Source organism: Clostridioides sp. ZZV15-6598, assembly GCF_020657705.1.
Lineage (GTDB): Bacteria > Bacillota > Clostridia > Peptostreptococcales > Peptostreptococcaceae > Clostridioides > Clostridioides difficile_F.
Window position 1 is genome coordinate 1 of the sequence record NZ_JAGWCS010000045.1, and the last position, 17197, is coordinate 17197.

16 protein-coding genes are annotated in these 17197 nt (G+C 30.6%); 10 read left to right on the forward strand and 6 right to left on the reverse strand.

All coding sequences use genetic code 11. The annotated features are described in order from the left end of the window. On the reverse strand, positions 1-305 hold a 305-nt coding region (locus KGF50_RS10560), incomplete at its 3' end, for a hypothetical protein (protein ID WP_227848004.1). Between the two features lie 331 nt (positions 306-636). Here KGF50_RS10560 and KGF50_RS10565 point away from each other — a divergent pair. The 5 genes from KGF50_RS10565 (at position 637) to proC (ending at position 7955) form a co-directional block, all read left to right on the forward strand. Further along, positions 637-1986 (forward strand): glucose-6-phosphate isomerase, encoded by a 1350-nt coding sequence (locus KGF50_RS10565; RefSeq protein WP_227848005.1) that lies wholly within the window; start codon positions 637-639, stop codon positions 1984-1986. Positions 1987-2139: 153 nt separating this feature from the next. After that, the gene (gene htrA, locus KGF50_RS10570) at positions 2140-3219 is read left to right on the forward strand and encodes a serine protease HtrA (RefSeq protein WP_227848006.1); all 1080 of its coding nucleotides are present in this window, start codon (positions 2140-2142) and stop codon (positions 3217-3219) included. Between the two features lie 346 nt (positions 3220-3565). Beyond that, on the forward strand, positions 3566-4474 hold the full coding sequence (locus tag KGF50_RS10575) for a trans-4-hydroxy-L-proline dehydratase activase (RefSeq protein WP_227848007.1): 909 nt from the start codon (positions 3566-3568) through the stop codon (positions 4472-4474). 4 nt (positions 4475-4478) lie between these two features. Then, positions 4479-6848: a trans-4-hydroxy-L-proline dehydratase gene (hypD, locus tag KGF50_RS10580; protein WP_227848008.1), complete on the forward strand. Its 2370-nt coding sequence runs from the start codon at positions 4479-4481 to the stop codon at positions 6846-6848. A 303-nt stretch (positions 6849-7151) separates the two neighbouring features. Beyond that, a complete protein-coding gene (proC, locus tag KGF50_RS10585) occupies positions 7152-7955 on the forward strand; it encodes a pyrroline-5-carboxylate reductase (RefSeq protein ID WP_227848009.1) in 804 nt (267 codons plus the stop codon). Positions 7956-8020: 65 nt separating this feature from the next. Here proC and KGF50_RS10590 read toward each other — a convergent pair whose 3' ends face one another. From KGF50_RS10590 to KGF50_RS10600, 3 genes are read right to left on the reverse strand one after another with little or no spacing between them, the layout of a single operon-like run. Next, complete coding sequence (locus KGF50_RS10590) at positions 8021-8614, reverse strand: DUF4097 family beta strand repeat-containing protein (protein WP_227848010.1); 594 nt, start codon at positions 8612-8614, stop codon at positions 8021-8023. A 2-nt stretch (positions 8615-8616) separates the two neighbouring features. Continuing rightward, positions 8617-10176 carry a hypothetical protein gene (locus KGF50_RS10595; protein WP_227848011.1) on the reverse strand — a complete coding sequence of 520 codons (1560 nt, stop codon included), beginning with the start codon at positions 10174-10176 and terminating at the stop codon, positions 8617-8619. Next, positions 10173-11045 carry an ABC transporter ATP-binding protein gene (locus KGF50_RS10600; RefSeq protein WP_227848012.1) on the reverse strand — a complete coding sequence of 291 codons (873 nt, stop codon included), beginning with the start codon at positions 11043-11045 and terminating at the stop codon, positions 10173-10175. Before KGF50_RS10600 ends, KGF50_RS10595 begins: the two co-directional genes overlap by 4 nt. Before the next feature lie 162 nt (positions 11046-11207). On the opposite strand from KGF50_RS10600, the gene KGF50_RS10605 reads away from it, so the two are divergent. Both KGF50_RS10605 and KGF50_RS10610 read left to right on the forward strand, forming a co-directional pair. Beyond that, positions 11208-11933, forward strand: coding sequence for a response regulator transcription factor (locus KGF50_RS10605; protein WP_227848013.1), 726 nt, complete (start codon positions 11208-11210; stop codon positions 11931-11933). 65 nt (positions 11934-11998) lie between these two features. After that, positions 11999-13015 (forward strand): sensor histidine kinase, encoded by a 1017-nt coding sequence (locus tag KGF50_RS10610; RefSeq protein ID WP_227848014.1) that lies wholly within the window; start codon positions 11999-12001, stop codon positions 13013-13015. A 166-nt stretch (positions 13016-13181) separates the two neighbouring features. On the opposite strand, the gene feoB is transcribed toward KGF50_RS10610, so the two are convergent. Then, complete coding sequence (gene feoB, locus KGF50_RS10615) at positions 13182-15128, reverse strand: ferrous iron transport protein B (protein WP_227848015.1); 1947 nt, start codon at positions 15126-15128, stop codon at positions 13182-13184. 17 nt (positions 15129-15145) lie between these two features. After that, entirely contained in the window at positions 15146-15364 is a 219-nt protein-coding gene (locus KGF50_RS10620) for a FeoA family protein (RefSeq protein ID WP_227433680.1), read from the reverse strand. 206 nt (positions 15365-15570) lie between these two features. Here KGF50_RS10620 and KGF50_RS10625 point away from each other — a divergent pair, with 206 nt between their 5' ends. From KGF50_RS10625 to KGF50_RS10635, 3 genes are all read left to right on the forward strand, one after another. Then, positions 15571-16080, forward strand: a complete 510-nt coding sequence (locus KGF50_RS10625; RefSeq protein WP_227848016.1) for a Gx transporter family protein — start codon at positions 15571-15573, stop codon at positions 16078-16080. A 77-nt stretch (positions 16081-16157) separates the two neighbouring features. Then, entirely contained in the window at positions 16158-16319 is a 162-nt protein-coding gene (locus tag KGF50_RS10630; RefSeq protein WP_021386276.1) for an aspartyl-phosphate phosphatase Spo0E family protein, read from the forward strand. A 173-nt stretch (positions 16320-16492) separates the two neighbouring features. Continuing rightward, positions 16493-17158: an MgtC/SapB family protein gene (locus KGF50_RS10635; protein ID WP_227848017.1), complete on the forward strand. Its 666-nt coding sequence runs from the start codon at positions 16493-16495 to the stop codon at positions 17156-17158. Positions 17159-17197: the final 39 nt, after the last annotated feature.

The window sequence follows — 17197 nt, forward strand, 5'->3', positions numbered from 1 at the left end:
TGTTTGCTGTATACGCCACCATTTCCAGAAATCTCAATTTTACCATTATCAATTAGAGCATATTGAGCGCTTACAGCTCCATATTTAGATAGTAAAGTTTGAATTTTCTCTTTAGCAAGAGCTCTAGTTTTTGTGTAAGACTCCGACCCTTTACTATAATCATTTAACTCTATATCAGAGCTTTGATACTTATCGGAGATGTTTTTTGCGCCATTATCAGCAAAAGTAATATTCGGAGTAGCAGTAAATAGCATACTAAGTGCCAATGTGCTAGATAATAACTTAAATAATCGTTGCTTAAACATATTAAATTACCTCTTTTCCCTTTTAATAATTATAATTAGCATAACATTCTCAATTATTTTAATCAACAGATTATTATTAAGAAAAATGTATTTATAATAAGTTACATTTTATATAATATGAGAGAAATAAAAAGATAACATTTTGTTATTGGACTATTCATTTATTTAATTAAAATTTTATAATTGGCAAATAGTTGAAATATTTAGAAGAATCGATTTCCTAATAATGCTCAAAGATATATGTATTATTTTGTGGCAAACTTTTTAAAAAAACACCTAGATTTTGTGTTATAATCTCTGTAAAACACATATGCTGAAAAGAGGGATTTAAATGGGAAAAATAAATTTTGATTATAGTAAAGCTACAGAATTTTTTTGCCAAAAAGAAATAGATGTCATGCAGCCGTATGTAGATGTGGCACATGATATGTTACATAATAAAACTGGTTTAGGAAATACTTTTTTAGGTTGGATAGACCTTCCTAAAGATTATGATAAGGAAGAGTTTGCTAGAATAAAAAAATCTGCTGAAAAGATAAAGTCTGATTCAGAGGTTCTTTTAGTAATCGGTATAGGAGGCTCTTATTTGGGTTCAAGAGCTGCTATAGACATGGTAAGTCATTCTTTTAGAAATGGGCTTAAAAAAGAGCAAAGAAATGCTCCTGAAGTATATTTTGTAGGTCATAACATAAGTTCAACATATATTATGGATTTACTAGATGTAATTGAAGGTAAAGATGTTTCTGTAAATGTAATATCTAAATCAGGTACTACTACAGAGCCAGCTCTTGCTTTTAGAATATTTAAAAATTATTTAGAAAAGAAATATGGAAAAGAAGAAGCTAGAAAGAGAATATATGCAACAACAGATTCAAGCAAGGGTGCACTTAGACAATTAGCTACAGAAGAAGGATATGAGACTTTTGTAATACCGGATGATGTAGGTGGTCGTTTTTCTGTATTAACAGCTGTTGGATTACTTCCTATTGCAGCAGCAGGACTTGATATTGATGCCATGATGAATGGTGCAAATGATGCTCGTGAAGCATTTCAAAATTCTGACTTAAAAAATAATGACAGTTATAAATATGCTGTAGCTAGAACCATTTTACATAGAAAAGGAAAAGATGTAGAGTTATTGGTTAATTATGAACCTCAACTACATTATGTGAGTGAGTGGTGGAAACAACTTTATGGAGAAAGTGAAGGAAAAGAAAATAAAGGCTTATTCCCTGCTTCTGTAGATTTTTCAACAGATTTACATTCTATGGGACAGTATATTCAAGATGGAAAAAGACTTTTATTTGAAACAGTACTTAATGTTGAAAGTTCTAAGAGAAATATAACTATAAATTCAGAAGAAGTAGATTTAGATGGTTTAAATTATTTAGCAGGAAAAACTGTAGATTTTGTAAATCATAAAGCTTTTGAAGGAACTCTATTAGCACATACTGATGGAAAAGTGCCAAACTTAGTAATAAATATACCTCAATTAGATGAGTATAATTTTGGATATTTAGTGTATTTCTTTGAAAAAGCTTGTGGAATAAGTGGATATTTACTAGGAGTTAATCCATTTGACCAACCAGGAGTAGAAGCATACAAGAAAAATATGTTTGCCTTACTAGGAAAACCAGGTTATGAAAAAGAAAAAGAAGAATTAGAAAAAAGACTTAAATAATTTTAGATAGTTAAGGTTTAATTAAGATTAGAATAATATAATGAAATCATCGAAAGAGAGTTTACTCAAAATAGATGATTTCATTTTTTTATGGAAAATTGGGAAAAATATATTTTGATAATTTATATTATATTAGATAGGGAGTGGTATGAGATGTCAAGAAGAAAGAAAGGTATAAGTTTAGTAATATTAGTCGCTATAATAAGTTCAATACTTAGTAGTTTGCTAACAATAATTTTAGTTAAAGATAATTTAGGAAGTAAATCCACAGGAAATTCTACGCCTATAGTTGTAAATGACGATGGAAAGAGTCAAAATATTTACCAAGCAGTTGCAGAAAAGGCAACACCATCTGTTGTAGGTATTACGACAACTAGTGTCGATACTAGTAATATGTTTGCAATACCAACTGAAACACAAGGAGTAGGAACTGGGATTATAGTAGATTCAAATGGATATATACTTACTAATTCTCATGTTATATCAGATGGTCAAGCAACTAGTGTTAATGTTTTATTTAATGATGGTTCAACAACATCAGGTAAAGTGGTATGGTTTGACCAACAACTTGACTTGGCTATAGTTAAGGTTGATAAAACTGGATTAACACCAGCTGAATTTGCAGATAGTGATAAAGTAAAAGTTGGAGATATATCAATAGCAATAGGTAACCCACTTGGATTAGATTTCCAAAAGACAGTTACTCAAGGGATAATAAGTGGATTAGATAGAACTATACAAACAGAGAAAACTAATATGACAGGTCTATTACAAACTGATGCAAGTATAAATGCAGGAAATAGTGGAGGACCATTGTTAAATCAAAAAGGTCAAGTAATCGGTATAAATACAGCAAAAGCTTCTCAAGCAGAAGGATTAGGATTTGCAATACCAATCAATACAGCTAAAAGTATAGTTGAAGAAGTAATAAAAACTGGAAAATATGAAAAAGTAACTTTAGGTATAAAAGGAACAGATGTATCAAAATATGAAGCAGCTACAGGTACAAAGCTAAGCACAGACAAAGGTGTATATGTTGCAGAAGTAATCTCTGGTTCATCAGCAGAAAAAGCAGGAGTAAAAGTAGGAGATATTATAACTAAAGTAGGAGATGCAGATATAAGTGGTATGAATGACCTTAACAAAAAGTTATATACTTTCTCAAAAGGTGCTAGCACAAAAATTACATTAAATAGAGGCGGAAAAGCAGTAACAATAAATGTAAAATTCTAAATATGACTAGAGAAACAGAGACTACATGGTAAAGTGTAGTCTCTGTTTTTATTTAATTTTTATAGTATATATATCTAAATTAATTAAAATAACATATTGTTTATAGATATTATCTATATTTACTTATAAAAATAAAATTAATAAATATTTAAATTTAATTTATAAAATCAATATAAATATCATAATAAAATAAAATTTTTTAATATTACTAAAAAAATATAGACAAAATAATAACGAATATAGTATTATGTAATTGTAGAAATGCTTTTCATAGAAATAACCTATGAAGATGAATTACATAAAGATGAAAAAAATTGAATGGATATTCTTTAGGGGTGAAAAAATTATGAATCCATTAGTTATAAATTTACAAAAATGTAGTATACATGATGGGCCAGGGATAAGAAGTACAGTATTTTTTAAAGGATGCCCACTTGAATGTGTTTGGTGTCATAATCCAGAAAGTCAAACATATACAAAACAAGTTTTGTATAATGAAGAGAGATGTTCAAGATGTGAAGCATGTATAAATATATGTCCTCACAAAGCAATTTACAAAGGTGAAACAAAAATATGTCTAGACCAAGATAAATGTGAGTTTTGTGAAACTTGTTTAGATTATTGTATAAACAATGCTAGAGAAATTGTTGGTCAAGAGTATTCTGTTAAAGAACTGGTTAAAGAGATAGAAAAAGATAGAATTTTCTATGAAGAATCAGGAGGAGGAGTAACTTTATCAGGTGGAGAAGTAATGGCTCAAGACATGGATTTTATTTGTGGAGTAATAAACATGTGTAAATCAAAGGGAATTCATGTAGCAATTGATACTTGTGGCTATGCAAAGTCAGAAAATTATGAAAGAGTTGCTAAATGTGCAGATTTGTTCTTATACGATATTAAACTTATTGACGAGGAAAAACATGTAAAATTTACAGGAAAATCAAATGATTTAATACTTAAAAATGTTAAACTTTTGAGTGAATCAGGAGCTAATATAAATATAAGAATACCATTAATTGTAGGAGTAAATGTAGATGATGAAAATTTAGAGGTTAAAAAAATGATAGAATTTTTAAAGCCTTTGAATATAAAAGATGTAAGTCTTCTTCCATATCATAATATTGGTAAACATAAGTATGATAAGATTTATAAAAAATATGAAGGAGAAGAGTTACAAAGACCTACTGAAGAAAAATTAGAAGAAATAAAAAGGCTGTTTGAAGCAAGTAATTTCAATACTAAGATTGGGGGGTAATAAAATGTCAAGAGGAACTTTTGAAAGAACTAAAAAATTAAGAGAAGAAAGTGTTAATGCAGAACCACACATATCTATTGAAAGAGCAGTACTTATGACAGAAGCTTATAAAAAATATGAAGGAAGTGTAGAAATTCCTGTACTTCGTGCTTTATCATTTAAACATTACATTGAAAACAGAACTCTTAGTATAAATGATGGAGAATTAATAGTAGGCGAAAAAGGAGATTCTCCTAATGGAGCACCAACATATCCAGAAATTTGTTGTCATACAATGGAAGATTTAGAAGTAATGCATAATAGAGACATAATAAATTTTAGTGTGTCTGAAGAATCTAGAAAAATACATCAAGAGGAAATAATACCTTTCTGGAAAAAGAGACAAACAAGAGATAAGATAATAAATGCTATGACACCTGAATGGTTAGCAGCATATGAAGCAGGTATGTTTACAGAGTTTATGGAACAAAGAGCTCCAGGACACACAGTTTGTGGAGATACAATATATAAAAAAGGATTTTTAGATTTAAAGAAAGATATAGAAGCAAGACTAAAAGAATTAGATTTCCTTAATGACTTAGATGCATACAACAAAAAAGCTGATTTAGAAGCTATGGCAATAGCTTGTGATGCAATGGTTATATTAGGAAAGAGATATGCTGAAAAGGCAAGAAAAATGGCAGAAGAAGAAACTGATGAAGCTAAGAAAAAAGACTTATTGTTAATTGCTGAAACTTGTGATGTTGTACCAGCTCATAAGCCAGAAACTTATCATCAGGCGATACAAATGTACTGGTTTGTTCATATAGGAGTTACTACTGAGCTTAATATATGGGATGCATTTACTCCAGGAAGACTAGACCAACATTTGAATCCTTTCTATGAAAGAGATGTAGAAAATGGAATATTGGATAGAGAAAAAGCACAAGAATTACTTGAATGTTTATGGGTTAAGTTTAACAATCAACCAGCACCACCAAAAGTTGGTATAACATTAAAAGAAAGTAGCACATATACAGATTTTGCAAATATAAATACTGGTGGAATAAATCCAGATGGTCAAGATGGTGTTAACGAAGTTAGTTATATAATACTTGATGTTATGGATGAAATGAAATTAATACAACCTAGTTCAAATGTTCAGATAAGTAAAAAGACTCCTCAAAAATTCTTAAAGAGAGCTTGTGAAATATCAAGAAAAGGATGGGGGCAACCAGCATTTTATAATACTGAAGCAATAGTTCAAGAACTTATGGAAGCTGGTAAAACTATAGAAGATGCAAGACTTGGAGGAACTAGTGGTTGTGTTGAAACAGGATGTTTTGGTAAAGAAGCATATGTTTTAACTGGATATATGAATATCCCAAAAATACTTGAATTAACATTAAATAACGGCTATGACCCAATTGCTAAAAAGCAAATAGGTATTAAAACTGGAAACCCTAGAGATTTTAAATCTTATGAAGAATTATTTGATGCATTTAAAAATCAGTTGCATTATATGATTGATATAAAAATACAAGGAAATGCTGTAATAGAAAATATATGCGCAAAACATATGCCTTGCCCACTTATGTCTACAATAGTTGATGATTGTATTGCAAAAGGTAAAGACTATCAAAGAGGTGGAGCAAGATATAACACTAGATATATACAAGGTGTTGGTATAGGAACTATAACAGATAGTTTAACAGCAATAAAATATAATGTATTTGACAAGAAAAAATTTGATATGGATACATTGCTTAAAGCACTTGATTCTAACTTTGAAGGATATGAAGCTATACTTAACATAGTTGCAAATAAAACTCCTAAGTATGGAAATGATGATGATTATGCTGATGGAATAATGGAAGAAATATTTAATGCATATTACAATGAAGTAACTGGTAGACCAACTGTTTGTGGTGGGGAATATAGAGTAGATATGTTGCCAACTACTTGCCATGTATACTTTGGAGAAATTATGGGAGCAAGTGCAAATGGTAGACTTTGTGCAAAACCAGTTTCAGAAGGGATTTCTCCAGAAAAAGGTGGAGATACTAATGGACCTACAGCAGTTATAAAATCTTGTGCTAAGATGGACCACATAAAAACTGGTGGAACATTACTAAATCAAAGATTTGCGCCATCAGTAGTGCAAGGTGAAAAAGGATTAGACAATATGGCTAATCTAGTAAGAGCATACTTTAATATGGATGGACATCATATACAATTCAACGTATTTGATAAAAATGTATTATTAGAGGCTCAAAAGAATCCTCAAGATTACAAAGACTTAATAGTTAGAGTTGCAGGGTATAGTGACCACTTTAACAATTTAAGTAGAACATTACAAGATGAGATAATAGGTAGAACTGAGCAAACATTCTAGGATTGTTTGTAAATGAAACTTCTTACTATATAAAAATGTAACTGGTATAATAGTATATATTACTAGATAACATTTAAAAAAATTTTAGATTAATTCTGAGCTAACTTTCTGGATGGGAAGTTAGCTCGTTGAGTTTAATGAAAAAATCGTTAAATTTATATTTAATAAACTATATAAAGAAGTAATTTATAATAATCATAATAAAACTAGATTTTATAATAACTAAGATAATTTTAAGCAGTTAAAATATTATAAATTTAGCTACTTTAAAATAAAAACTAATGGAAAAAGAGGAGATTTGATATGAAAACTTTAGGATTTATTGGTTCAGGAAATATGGGAAGTGCAATGATAGGTGGTATAGTAAAATCAGAATTAGTAAAAGCAGAAGATATAACTATATCAGACTTAAGTCAAGTTGCTTTAGATAAAGTAAAAGAGCAATTTAAGGTAAACACTACAACTGATTCAAAGGTGGCTGTTGCAAACTCTGATGTGGTAATAGTTGCACTTAAACCTAATATATGCGAAAAGGCTTTAACACCACTTAAAGAATTAATAGATGCAAATAAAATAATAGTATCAATAGCAGCAGGTAAAACTATAGAAAGCCTTGAAAGTTTTATAGGCTCAGATAAAAAAATAGTAAGAGTAATGCCTAATACTCCAGCTCTTGTTGGAGAAGGTATGTCAGCTCTTTGTAAAAATGCAAATGTAACTGATGAAGAATTAAACATGATTAAAGCTCTATTTGAATCATTCGGAGAAGCAGAAATAGTAGCAGAATATTTAATGGATACAGTTACAGGTATTAGCGGTTCTTCCCCTGCATATGTATTTATGTTTATAGAAGCTATTGCAGACGCAGCAGTACTAGCTGGTATGCCAAGACAACAAGCTTATAAATTTGCATCTCAAGCCGTGATGGGTTCAGCTAAGATGGTTCTTGAAACTGGAAAACATCCAGGTGAATTAAAAGATATGGTTTGTTCGCCAGCAGGAACTACTATAGAAGCAGTTAGAGTGTTAGAAGAAGAAGGATTTAGATCAGCAGTTATAAAATCTATTGTTGCTTGTATAGATAAATCTAAAGATCTGAGCAAATAGTAAATTTTAAATCAAATAAAAAAGAGGCAACCTGATTCGAAGTTGCCTCTTTTTATTTGATAAGTTTATTTCATCTCAATATCTCCCATACTACTATAAAGATTAATTATACTTTCTGTCTTATCGCCAATAATACCATCATAGCTTGAACCATCTCCACTATCATTAATATCATTTGAGAGTTTAAGGCTCGACTGAATTTTTCCTAAGTCCGTTTTAGCTTTTACACTTCCAGCAAGTTCAGATGTAGTAATATTACCAATTTGTGTAGATACAGAGATTTTATTTACATTAACTGATTCTATCTTAACTTTTCCAGTATCAGATGTTGCACTTAAAGACACTACATTACTGTCAGGAATACCAATATATAAAGTTTTGGGAGAAGATAATTTAACTCCACCTTTAGGCGTAGGTATATCAATTAGAAGAGTATTTTCTTTTTGTACAATTAAATCTCCATCATAACCAACAATAGAAGCGGTTACATTATTACCACTTGTTTTCTGAATGACAATATCATTTCCTGATGTTTTAATAATGATATTGTCAATTTCTCCAACTTGAGCAGTATCAGTATTTTTTGTTTTATCACTGCACCCAGCCATTCCTACACAAATTGTAGCTAATAAAGTAATTTTCCAAAAAAAGTTTTTCATAATTAAACACGACCTTTCAAAAATTTCATTATAATATTCTTATCTGAAATAGATTGTACTAACATTCCAAATAAAGTTAGAAGGATGAATAGTGTAAAGTAAACTATGATTTGATTTGATTGTACACCTAAGAAGTCAAACCTCCACATATTGTTGATTGGACCAAAATAGATAAGGGCAATATATAAGCCTTCAAACATCTTACGGTTTCCTGCCAATGTACCAAGTACAAGTGCCAATGTAGGAATAAAGAGTGCACCTGACATCCATGCAGTAAAATGTTGCCATTGTCCATCAACAGCAAAATGAAGCAGAATACCACTTGAAGTAAGCAAAGCAGTTATGATACCTGCCATCCAACTTACAAACCATTTTGTCAATTTTGAACAGCTTGAAGAAATCAACTGTGTAGTATTATAAGCTTTTTCACGACAACCCATCTGTGACCATACTTCAATAGGCAATAGCATGATTAGGGAAATCCACTTTAATCCATCACCAATTACAACAAAATAGCTAAGAATAATTGCAACTAAGAACAATATATACCACCAAAGCGACTTGCCAAATAGCATTATTTTAATTTCACCTCTTAATAAAGTTAAGAAGTTGGTATGATTACTTCTTTTAACTGGTGAAAGTGTCAATGTATGGTTGCGGTTGGATATGATAGATTGTGGTGTTATTCTATTTTTTCTATTTTTAATATTACGTGGAGTACGAAAGCGATCAAAAACTATTGTTGATACAACAACTAAAGCAAAAGCAGTACATACCCAAAACACCCTGCTAAGAATAAAATCTTGATGCCAAATAATGCCATTCCATTGGAAAGTAGGAATTATCCCATTATTTGGATAGTAACCAAAACTTGCCGCATTTGGCAGGCCAGGGAATACCAGTTGTGCACCATTTAACATTTGATTTAGTATATAGCCTATACCAAATATATCAAATGAGTTTCCTGGTGAAGCGACTGAAACACTAGATAATGTTATCCATATAATAAATATAATAATATTGCCAAAAACTCCCTTGAGACAAGGAACAACGTCCATTAGCACAGTCAATGCAGAGAGGATTAATAAATAAGGAATAGTAATAATCAATAATGGAGCAATATAAGCACCAATCTGGATTGTTAAGCTTTCTTGTCTAAAAAATTGCATTAAGATTACTGCAACTGTAAAAATCAATACAGAGGATAACAACACTGCAAAATTGCAAAGAAATTTTGAGTTAATATAACGAAGTTTACTAATCGGTGCACTTGCAACTGATTGACCGATTTTCAGCCTTCTGTCCTCTGATACTTGACTGCGAAGAAGATAAAAACCTGGTAGCCAAAGTAAAATTGTTGGTAGAATAGTTGAAATTGCGCCAAGCCATGCAGAATTATAAATACCTCGTATACCACCAAGATAAAAAATCTGATAACCATCAGACATATCTGGAACACATAAGAAACCTAGAAGGATACTAATGGCAACTGTCAAGAGATAATTTGTACTCCTAATTTGCCTAAGTAATGTATACCTGATTAATACCACTAAGTTTTTCATGCTAATACCTCCATTTTTCCAGTTAACCCTAAGTAAGCGTCTTCAAGCGTAGGATAGGTTTGAGATGCGTTTAATAAAGGTTTGTTTTCAGAAACAATACGAACATGAATACCATCAGTACGCTGTGCTGAATTGCTTACAATAAATTTTCGTTGTATTTCATCCAGCTTATTTACAGGTATTATAGAATTCCATACTTTTCCATTTGTTTCTTGTATAAGTTGTTCTGGTGCTGTAGAAGCAAGGAGTTTCCCTTTATCCATTACAACTATATTAGTAGCGATTGACTCTATATCACTTACAATATGAGTTGACAAAATAATGATTCGGTCAGCAGCAAGCGAAGCAAGTAGACTACGAAATTGAATACGTTCTTCGGGGTCAAGTCCTACAGTTGGTTCGTCAATAATCAATATTTTTGGGTCATTTAAAAGAGCTTGCGCAATACCTACTCTTTGTTTCATGCCACCAGAAAAACTACCTAGATATTTTTTACCTGTATCAGAAAGATTAAGGCTAATCAACAAATCCTTTATACGTTTTCGAGCTGTTCTCATATTTAAATTTTTCATAGCAGCCATGTACTCTAAAAATTCTGTTGCGCTCATGTTTGGGTAAATACCGAAGTCTTGTGGCAAATATCCAAGTACACAGCGTAAATCATTAGGTTTTTTAGAAATGTCATGTCCCTCAAAAAAGGTGTTTCCACTTGTAGGTTGGTCGATGGTCGATAATATGCGCATTAGCGTAGATTTTCCAGCTCCATTAGGACCAAGTAAGCCAGTTACCCCTTTTTTAAATGTAATATTAATACTATCAATTGCTACTTTGTTGCCATATTTTTTTGTAAGATTTTCAACTGTAAGCATCTTTCTAACCTCCTGTTTTTGTCTATGAAATTAGAATATATGATGAAAACCACAAACAGGTAACAGGAAAACCACAAATAGGTAAAACTAAATGGACATAATTGTTAGAGATTTTTTTGTGTGTTAAAATAAGTCCATAGAACTTTGAAAGGAAGTGAGACTATGCAAAAAGAAAAAATCTTGATTGTTGATGATGAGGTGGGCTTGCTTGAACTTCTTAAGATTACATTGAAAAAGGAGCATTTTTCAGATATAACCTGTATAACTACTGCAACAGAAGCATTGGCAAATATTCATAGCATCAATTATGACTTAATTGTATTAGATGTAGGGTTACCTGACTTTTCTGGCTTTGACTTGTGCCAAGAGATACGACGCTATACGTTGTCACCAATTATCTTTTTAACTGCTAGAGATAGTACGCTTGATAAGCTATCAGGGCTTTCTATTGGCGGCGACGATTATATTACAAAGCCTTTTGAGCCTTTAGAAGTAGTTGCACGCGTGAAGGCAATTCTGCGTCGACAACAATATGCAAAGGAAATGGCAGAAATTCAAAATACTTCTGTTAAAATATATGATTATGGGAGATTTATACTGAATGAGGATAATGCTGTTTTAACGATTGATAGTATTCAGATTGACTGTACCGCAAAAGAATATGACTTGCTTTTGTACTTCTGCAAAAATCCTAATAAAGTATTTACTGCTTCACAATTATATGAAACAGTATGGAATGATTTAAGTGTGGGAGACGAAAAGACAGTTTCTATGTTAATTTCACGTTTAAGGAAAAAGTTGAGAGATGAGAAATCACCATTGATGATACAAAATTTGCGGGGGATTGGCTACAAATTTATTCCACCAGAGAAAGAGGTTATATTATGAAGTTACGCTTAAGGTTTATTTTCTTTTTCGTTGGCGGTTTAATCATCTTTATTATGCTAACTGGTATGTTTGTATTGTTATGTTCTGAATACTTAATTCCAATACTTACAGATGGTGAAGAATCATCTTATATACTGGATATTTTATCTATATTGCTTCCCTTTATAATAGGTGGCATTTTGTTTGGCTTGTTTTTTGTCAATCCATTAGCATATATGATTTCACTTATAAGGAAATTAACCTCTAGAGATTACATTTTGTCAGATATGGATAACAGGTTCTATAAACAAAGTGGAAAATTAAAAGCTTGCTATTTCTTGTACCGAGAATTAATTTCAGATATATATGTTTTGGCAAATGAATTGGAGTCAACAGAAAAAGAGCGTAAGAACTTAGAAGAGGCAAAAACAAATTGGATTGCTGGAGTGTCGCATGATTTAAAAACTCCACTTTCCTATATAACAGGTTACTCTGCATTGCTCCTCGATAGTGAAAAAGGATGGACTGCTACAGAACAGGCTAAGTTTTCATGTGAAATACATGATAAAAGTGTGATTATTAAAGAACTAATTGATGATTTAAATTTGTCTTTTAAATTGGATACTTTTGGCGAATCATATCCTTTAAATAAGCAAAAATTCAATATTGTAGACTTTGCAAAAAGACTCTTAGCTGACATTGCCAACAATCCAAAGGCTATGGGGTATGATTTTAGTTTTCAAAGTAATGCAGATGTTATACAAATAAATGCAGATGAAAAGTTATTGTATCGTGCCATTCAGAATGTCATCATGAATGCTGTTTTACACAATCCACAAGGAACGAGTATTGAAATTGATATTTGCTTGAACATGGAGGAAAACTGTGTTTCTTTTACTATTACGGATAACGGAGTAGGTATGAATAAAAATACGATTGAAAATATATTTGCTAGGTATTATCGACCAGACGAAAATGAAAATGTTAGTGGTGGTTTGGGGCTATCTGTAGTGAAAAACATAATAGAAGCCCACAGTGGAACAATTAATGTAAGGAGTGAAAAAGGAGGTGGAACAACAGTTGAAATAATACTACTAAATTAACTGTAAGAATACAGTTAATTGTTGAGAAATGTTCTAACCTTAAAATAAAAATGGTATAGCACTTAATTATGCTATACCATTAATTCTTCTAAAAAATTTTTCTATCAGTCACTATCCGTTAGGAGATAGTACCGCAATTTACTTTTAACTATAGGATACCTATATGTTAATGTATCCTGCTTTTTTTGTTATTATCTTCATCTACTGAGCAAGAATTAGAACTTGGACATCCAGAGCAACCAGAACATCCACTACAGCTACTTCCATTTTTTGTAGATTTAAATTTATTAAATAAAATTAAAAATGCAAGAACTATAATTATTCCACCAATTAAAGCTTCCATTATTGAATTTCCCATAAATAGTACTCCACCAATGCTTTTAACTATAAAAGCCATTATCCATGCTAATATAAATTGATATGCAAATGATGTAAACATCATCTTATTGCCATATTCTTTTTTCATAGTCGCAAGAGCAGCTATACATGGAGTATATAGAGCTGTAAATATTAAGAATGTATATGCAGTAACACCATTAAATATTGTTGGCAATACAACAGTCAAATTACCATATAGTATATTCAGAGAGTTTACCACTATTTCTTTTGCTCCAAGACCACTTAAGATAGCAACTGAAGTTCTCCAGTCATCAAAACCAAGAGGTTTAAATATAGGAGATATAATATGCCCTATAGTAGCTAAAAAGCTTACATTTATGTCTTCTGTAAATCCAAATACATTAAATGAAGAAAGTCCCCAAATAACAACTGACATTGCAAACATGACAGTAACAACTCTTATTAAAAATCCTTTTGATTTATTCCAAGTATTTTTAATAAGTGCATCTATAGTAGGTATTCTATATTCTGGTAACTCTAATATAAATGGTTCAGATTCTGTCTTAAAAGCTGTTTTATTTAAAACTAGTGCAACCACAATAGCCATAACTATACCAACTAAGTATAATGATGTAGTTACTAAAGCAGCATTGTGTGGGAAAAAGATAGCTACAAATAATGCATATATAGGTAACTTTGCTCCACAAGTCATAAGTGGTGCAATAAGAGCTGTAACTCTTCTGTCTTTTTCACTTTCTAGTGTTCTAGTTGCCATTATAGCAGGAGAAGAACATCCCATACCCATAACTATAGGTATAAAAGCTTTACCAGATAGACCAACCTTTCTCATAACCTTATCCATCAAAAATGCTGTTCTTGACATATATCCACTATCTTCAAATATAGATATACCAAAGAATAATGTAAATATTAAAGGGAAGAATGGTAAAGTACCACCAACACCTCCAATTATCCCATCAACAATAAGTGATTTAAACCATGGACTAGAGTTAGCTAACATATCACTAACAGGTGTAGATATATAAGCCTCTATAAGGCCTGCAAAGCCTTCTTGAAGTGGTCCTCCAACCCAATCAAAGGTGAACTTAAATAAAAGAAACAATACACCAATAAATATTGGATAGGCTAATATAGGATTTAAGACTATATTGTCTATTTTATCACTGATAGATTTTTTGTGTGTATATGTAGTCTTTGTACATCTTGATAAGATAGATTCCAATTTTTTATATGTTTCTGTTTCACTTCCAAAGTCTGTTTGATATTTAAATGATTTTTTAGTAGCATCTTTAATTTCTGCTTCTATTTTTTCTACGCCATCTTTCTTTTTTGCGATGATTGGAACAACGATTACTCCAAGTTCTTCACTTAATTTTTTATCATCTATATTAACACCTTTAGATTCTGCAATATCTAACATGTTAAGCAGTATAACTATAGGTTTATTAAATTGCATAAGTTGAGTCGTTAAGTAGAGATTTCTTGATAAGTTAGAAGCATCTACTACATTTACTATTACATCAACATCTTCATTTTCTAAATATGACTTAGAAACCTTTTCTTCATTTGAGAAAGTATCCATTGCATATATACCAGGTAAATCTACAACCTTTATTTCTTTCCCAATAAATCCTTCTTTTTTTTCAATAGTAACACCAGGCCAGTTACCAACATACTGATTTGAACCTGTAAGTAGGTTGAAAACAGTAGTCTTACCAACGTTTGGGTTTCCTAATAATGCTACATTAATCACAGGTAGCTCCTCCTCTATTATTGTAAAGAAATATTTTTAGCATCAGATTTTCTAATAGCTAGGTCAAATCCTCTAAATCTAATTATAATTGGGTCTCCAAATGGGGCAACCTTTTTAACTTCTATTTCAGTACTATTTATACATCCAAGTGCAAGTAATCTTTTAGATAATTTAATATCTCCATCTATATTATTAATAAGTCCTTTTTCTCCTATTTTCAAATCGTAAACAGTCATTATTAACACCTCCTAATGAAATTCATTATCATTAAAATTGTAACAAGTATGATACAAAAAGTCAAGGATTATAGGGGGAATTACAAGTTCAAATTACTGATATTTATTTTAGATATATTATAGAATATTTTAGTCTAAATTAGGTGTTTTTATATATTTTGTATTATAATGTAATATGATATATAAAATTTGGAGGAGTTAACTCAATGAAAACTAGAAAAATGACATTTTTAGGTCTTATGATAGGATACAGTTTAGCCTTATATATATTAGAGACGTATATACCAAACCCTCTTATAGTTATATTTCCAGGAGCAAAATTGGGTTTGAGTAATATTATAACTTTAATTTCATTAATGTTGTTAGGTATCAGAGATACTGTTATAATTGTTACTATCAGGGTAATTTTGTCATCAATATTTGCAGGTCCTCTATCTTATCTTTTATTTAGCATAGGAGGAGCTTATTTGAGCCTTTTATTTATGTATTTAGCAAGTAAAATAAAGGGATTATCAATGATAGGAATAAGTATTTTAGGGGCAATAGGGCATAATATAGGTCAATTAATAGTTGCAAGTTTAATAATAGAAAATATACTTGCTATAGGATACTTGCCATTTATGTTGATGGCATCATTAGTAACGGGTATGTTTGTAGGATTAGTATCTAGATATACAGTACCCAAATTAAAGCATTTTTATAGTAAGTTTTATTGACATAATATTGACAAAATATAATATTGTTTGATAAAATGTATATAAAAATATACAAATTTGTAATAGTGGTGATTATTATGGCGAACAATGAATTAGAAACGTTAAAAAATGAAATTGAAGCAGTTAGGGAAGAGATAAATACATACATAGAATATCCAGAAATATTTCAAGAAGAGCTCGTAGAATCAAGTAAGAAAATAGATATATTAATAAATAAATACATGTACTTAAGCAAATAGCCCACAGTTGTGGGTTTTTTTGTATTAAAAATTAACAGATATTACTATTTCTCATATATTAATAATAATATTAAGAATAAGATATTATCTCTGATATAGAAATTATCTGTATGATATGATGTAGAAGTTATTTATATGATATAAATTATAATTGGGTCAGGAGGTTTTATATTATGGGCGATATAGGAACTAAGGAGATAGCAATAAGATTATTATTAGCATTAGTTATAGGAGGAATAATAGGGCTAGAGAGAGAAAAGATAAGGCAGTTTGCAGGATTTAGAACACATATATTAATAGCGATAGGTTCTTGTATTACTTCAATAACTTCAATCCAGTTATTGTCTGACTATAGTTTGTATACAAATGCTGACCCAGCAAGAATGCCTGCTCAGGTACTATCTGGAATTGGTTTTTTAGGTGCAGGAGCAATTCTAAAGAACAAAGGTGGAGTGAAGGGGCTTACTACAGCCGCTGGTATGTGGGCAACTGCATGTATTGGTATAGCAGTTGGATATGGTTATTATGAGTTATCGATTTTAGGATGGCTGTTTGTAATGATAGCATTATTTGTGCTTAGGATATTAAATACGTTTCTATTTAGCCAAGAAAAAAATGTATTGATATTAAAAATAAATAATTTAGATTCAATACCTTTTTTATATGATAAATTTGAAAAAAATCAACTTATTGTAAGGAATATGGAAATAGAATGTCGTAGCGAAGAATATTGGAAAGTTAACTTTTTTATATCTTATGATAAGAGAATACACTTACATGATGTTATGAAAGAAATAAATATGATAGAAGGAGTAATAAATGTAGATTATTTGGACTAAAATATATACAATATATTTTGTAAAGCAAATAAAATATAA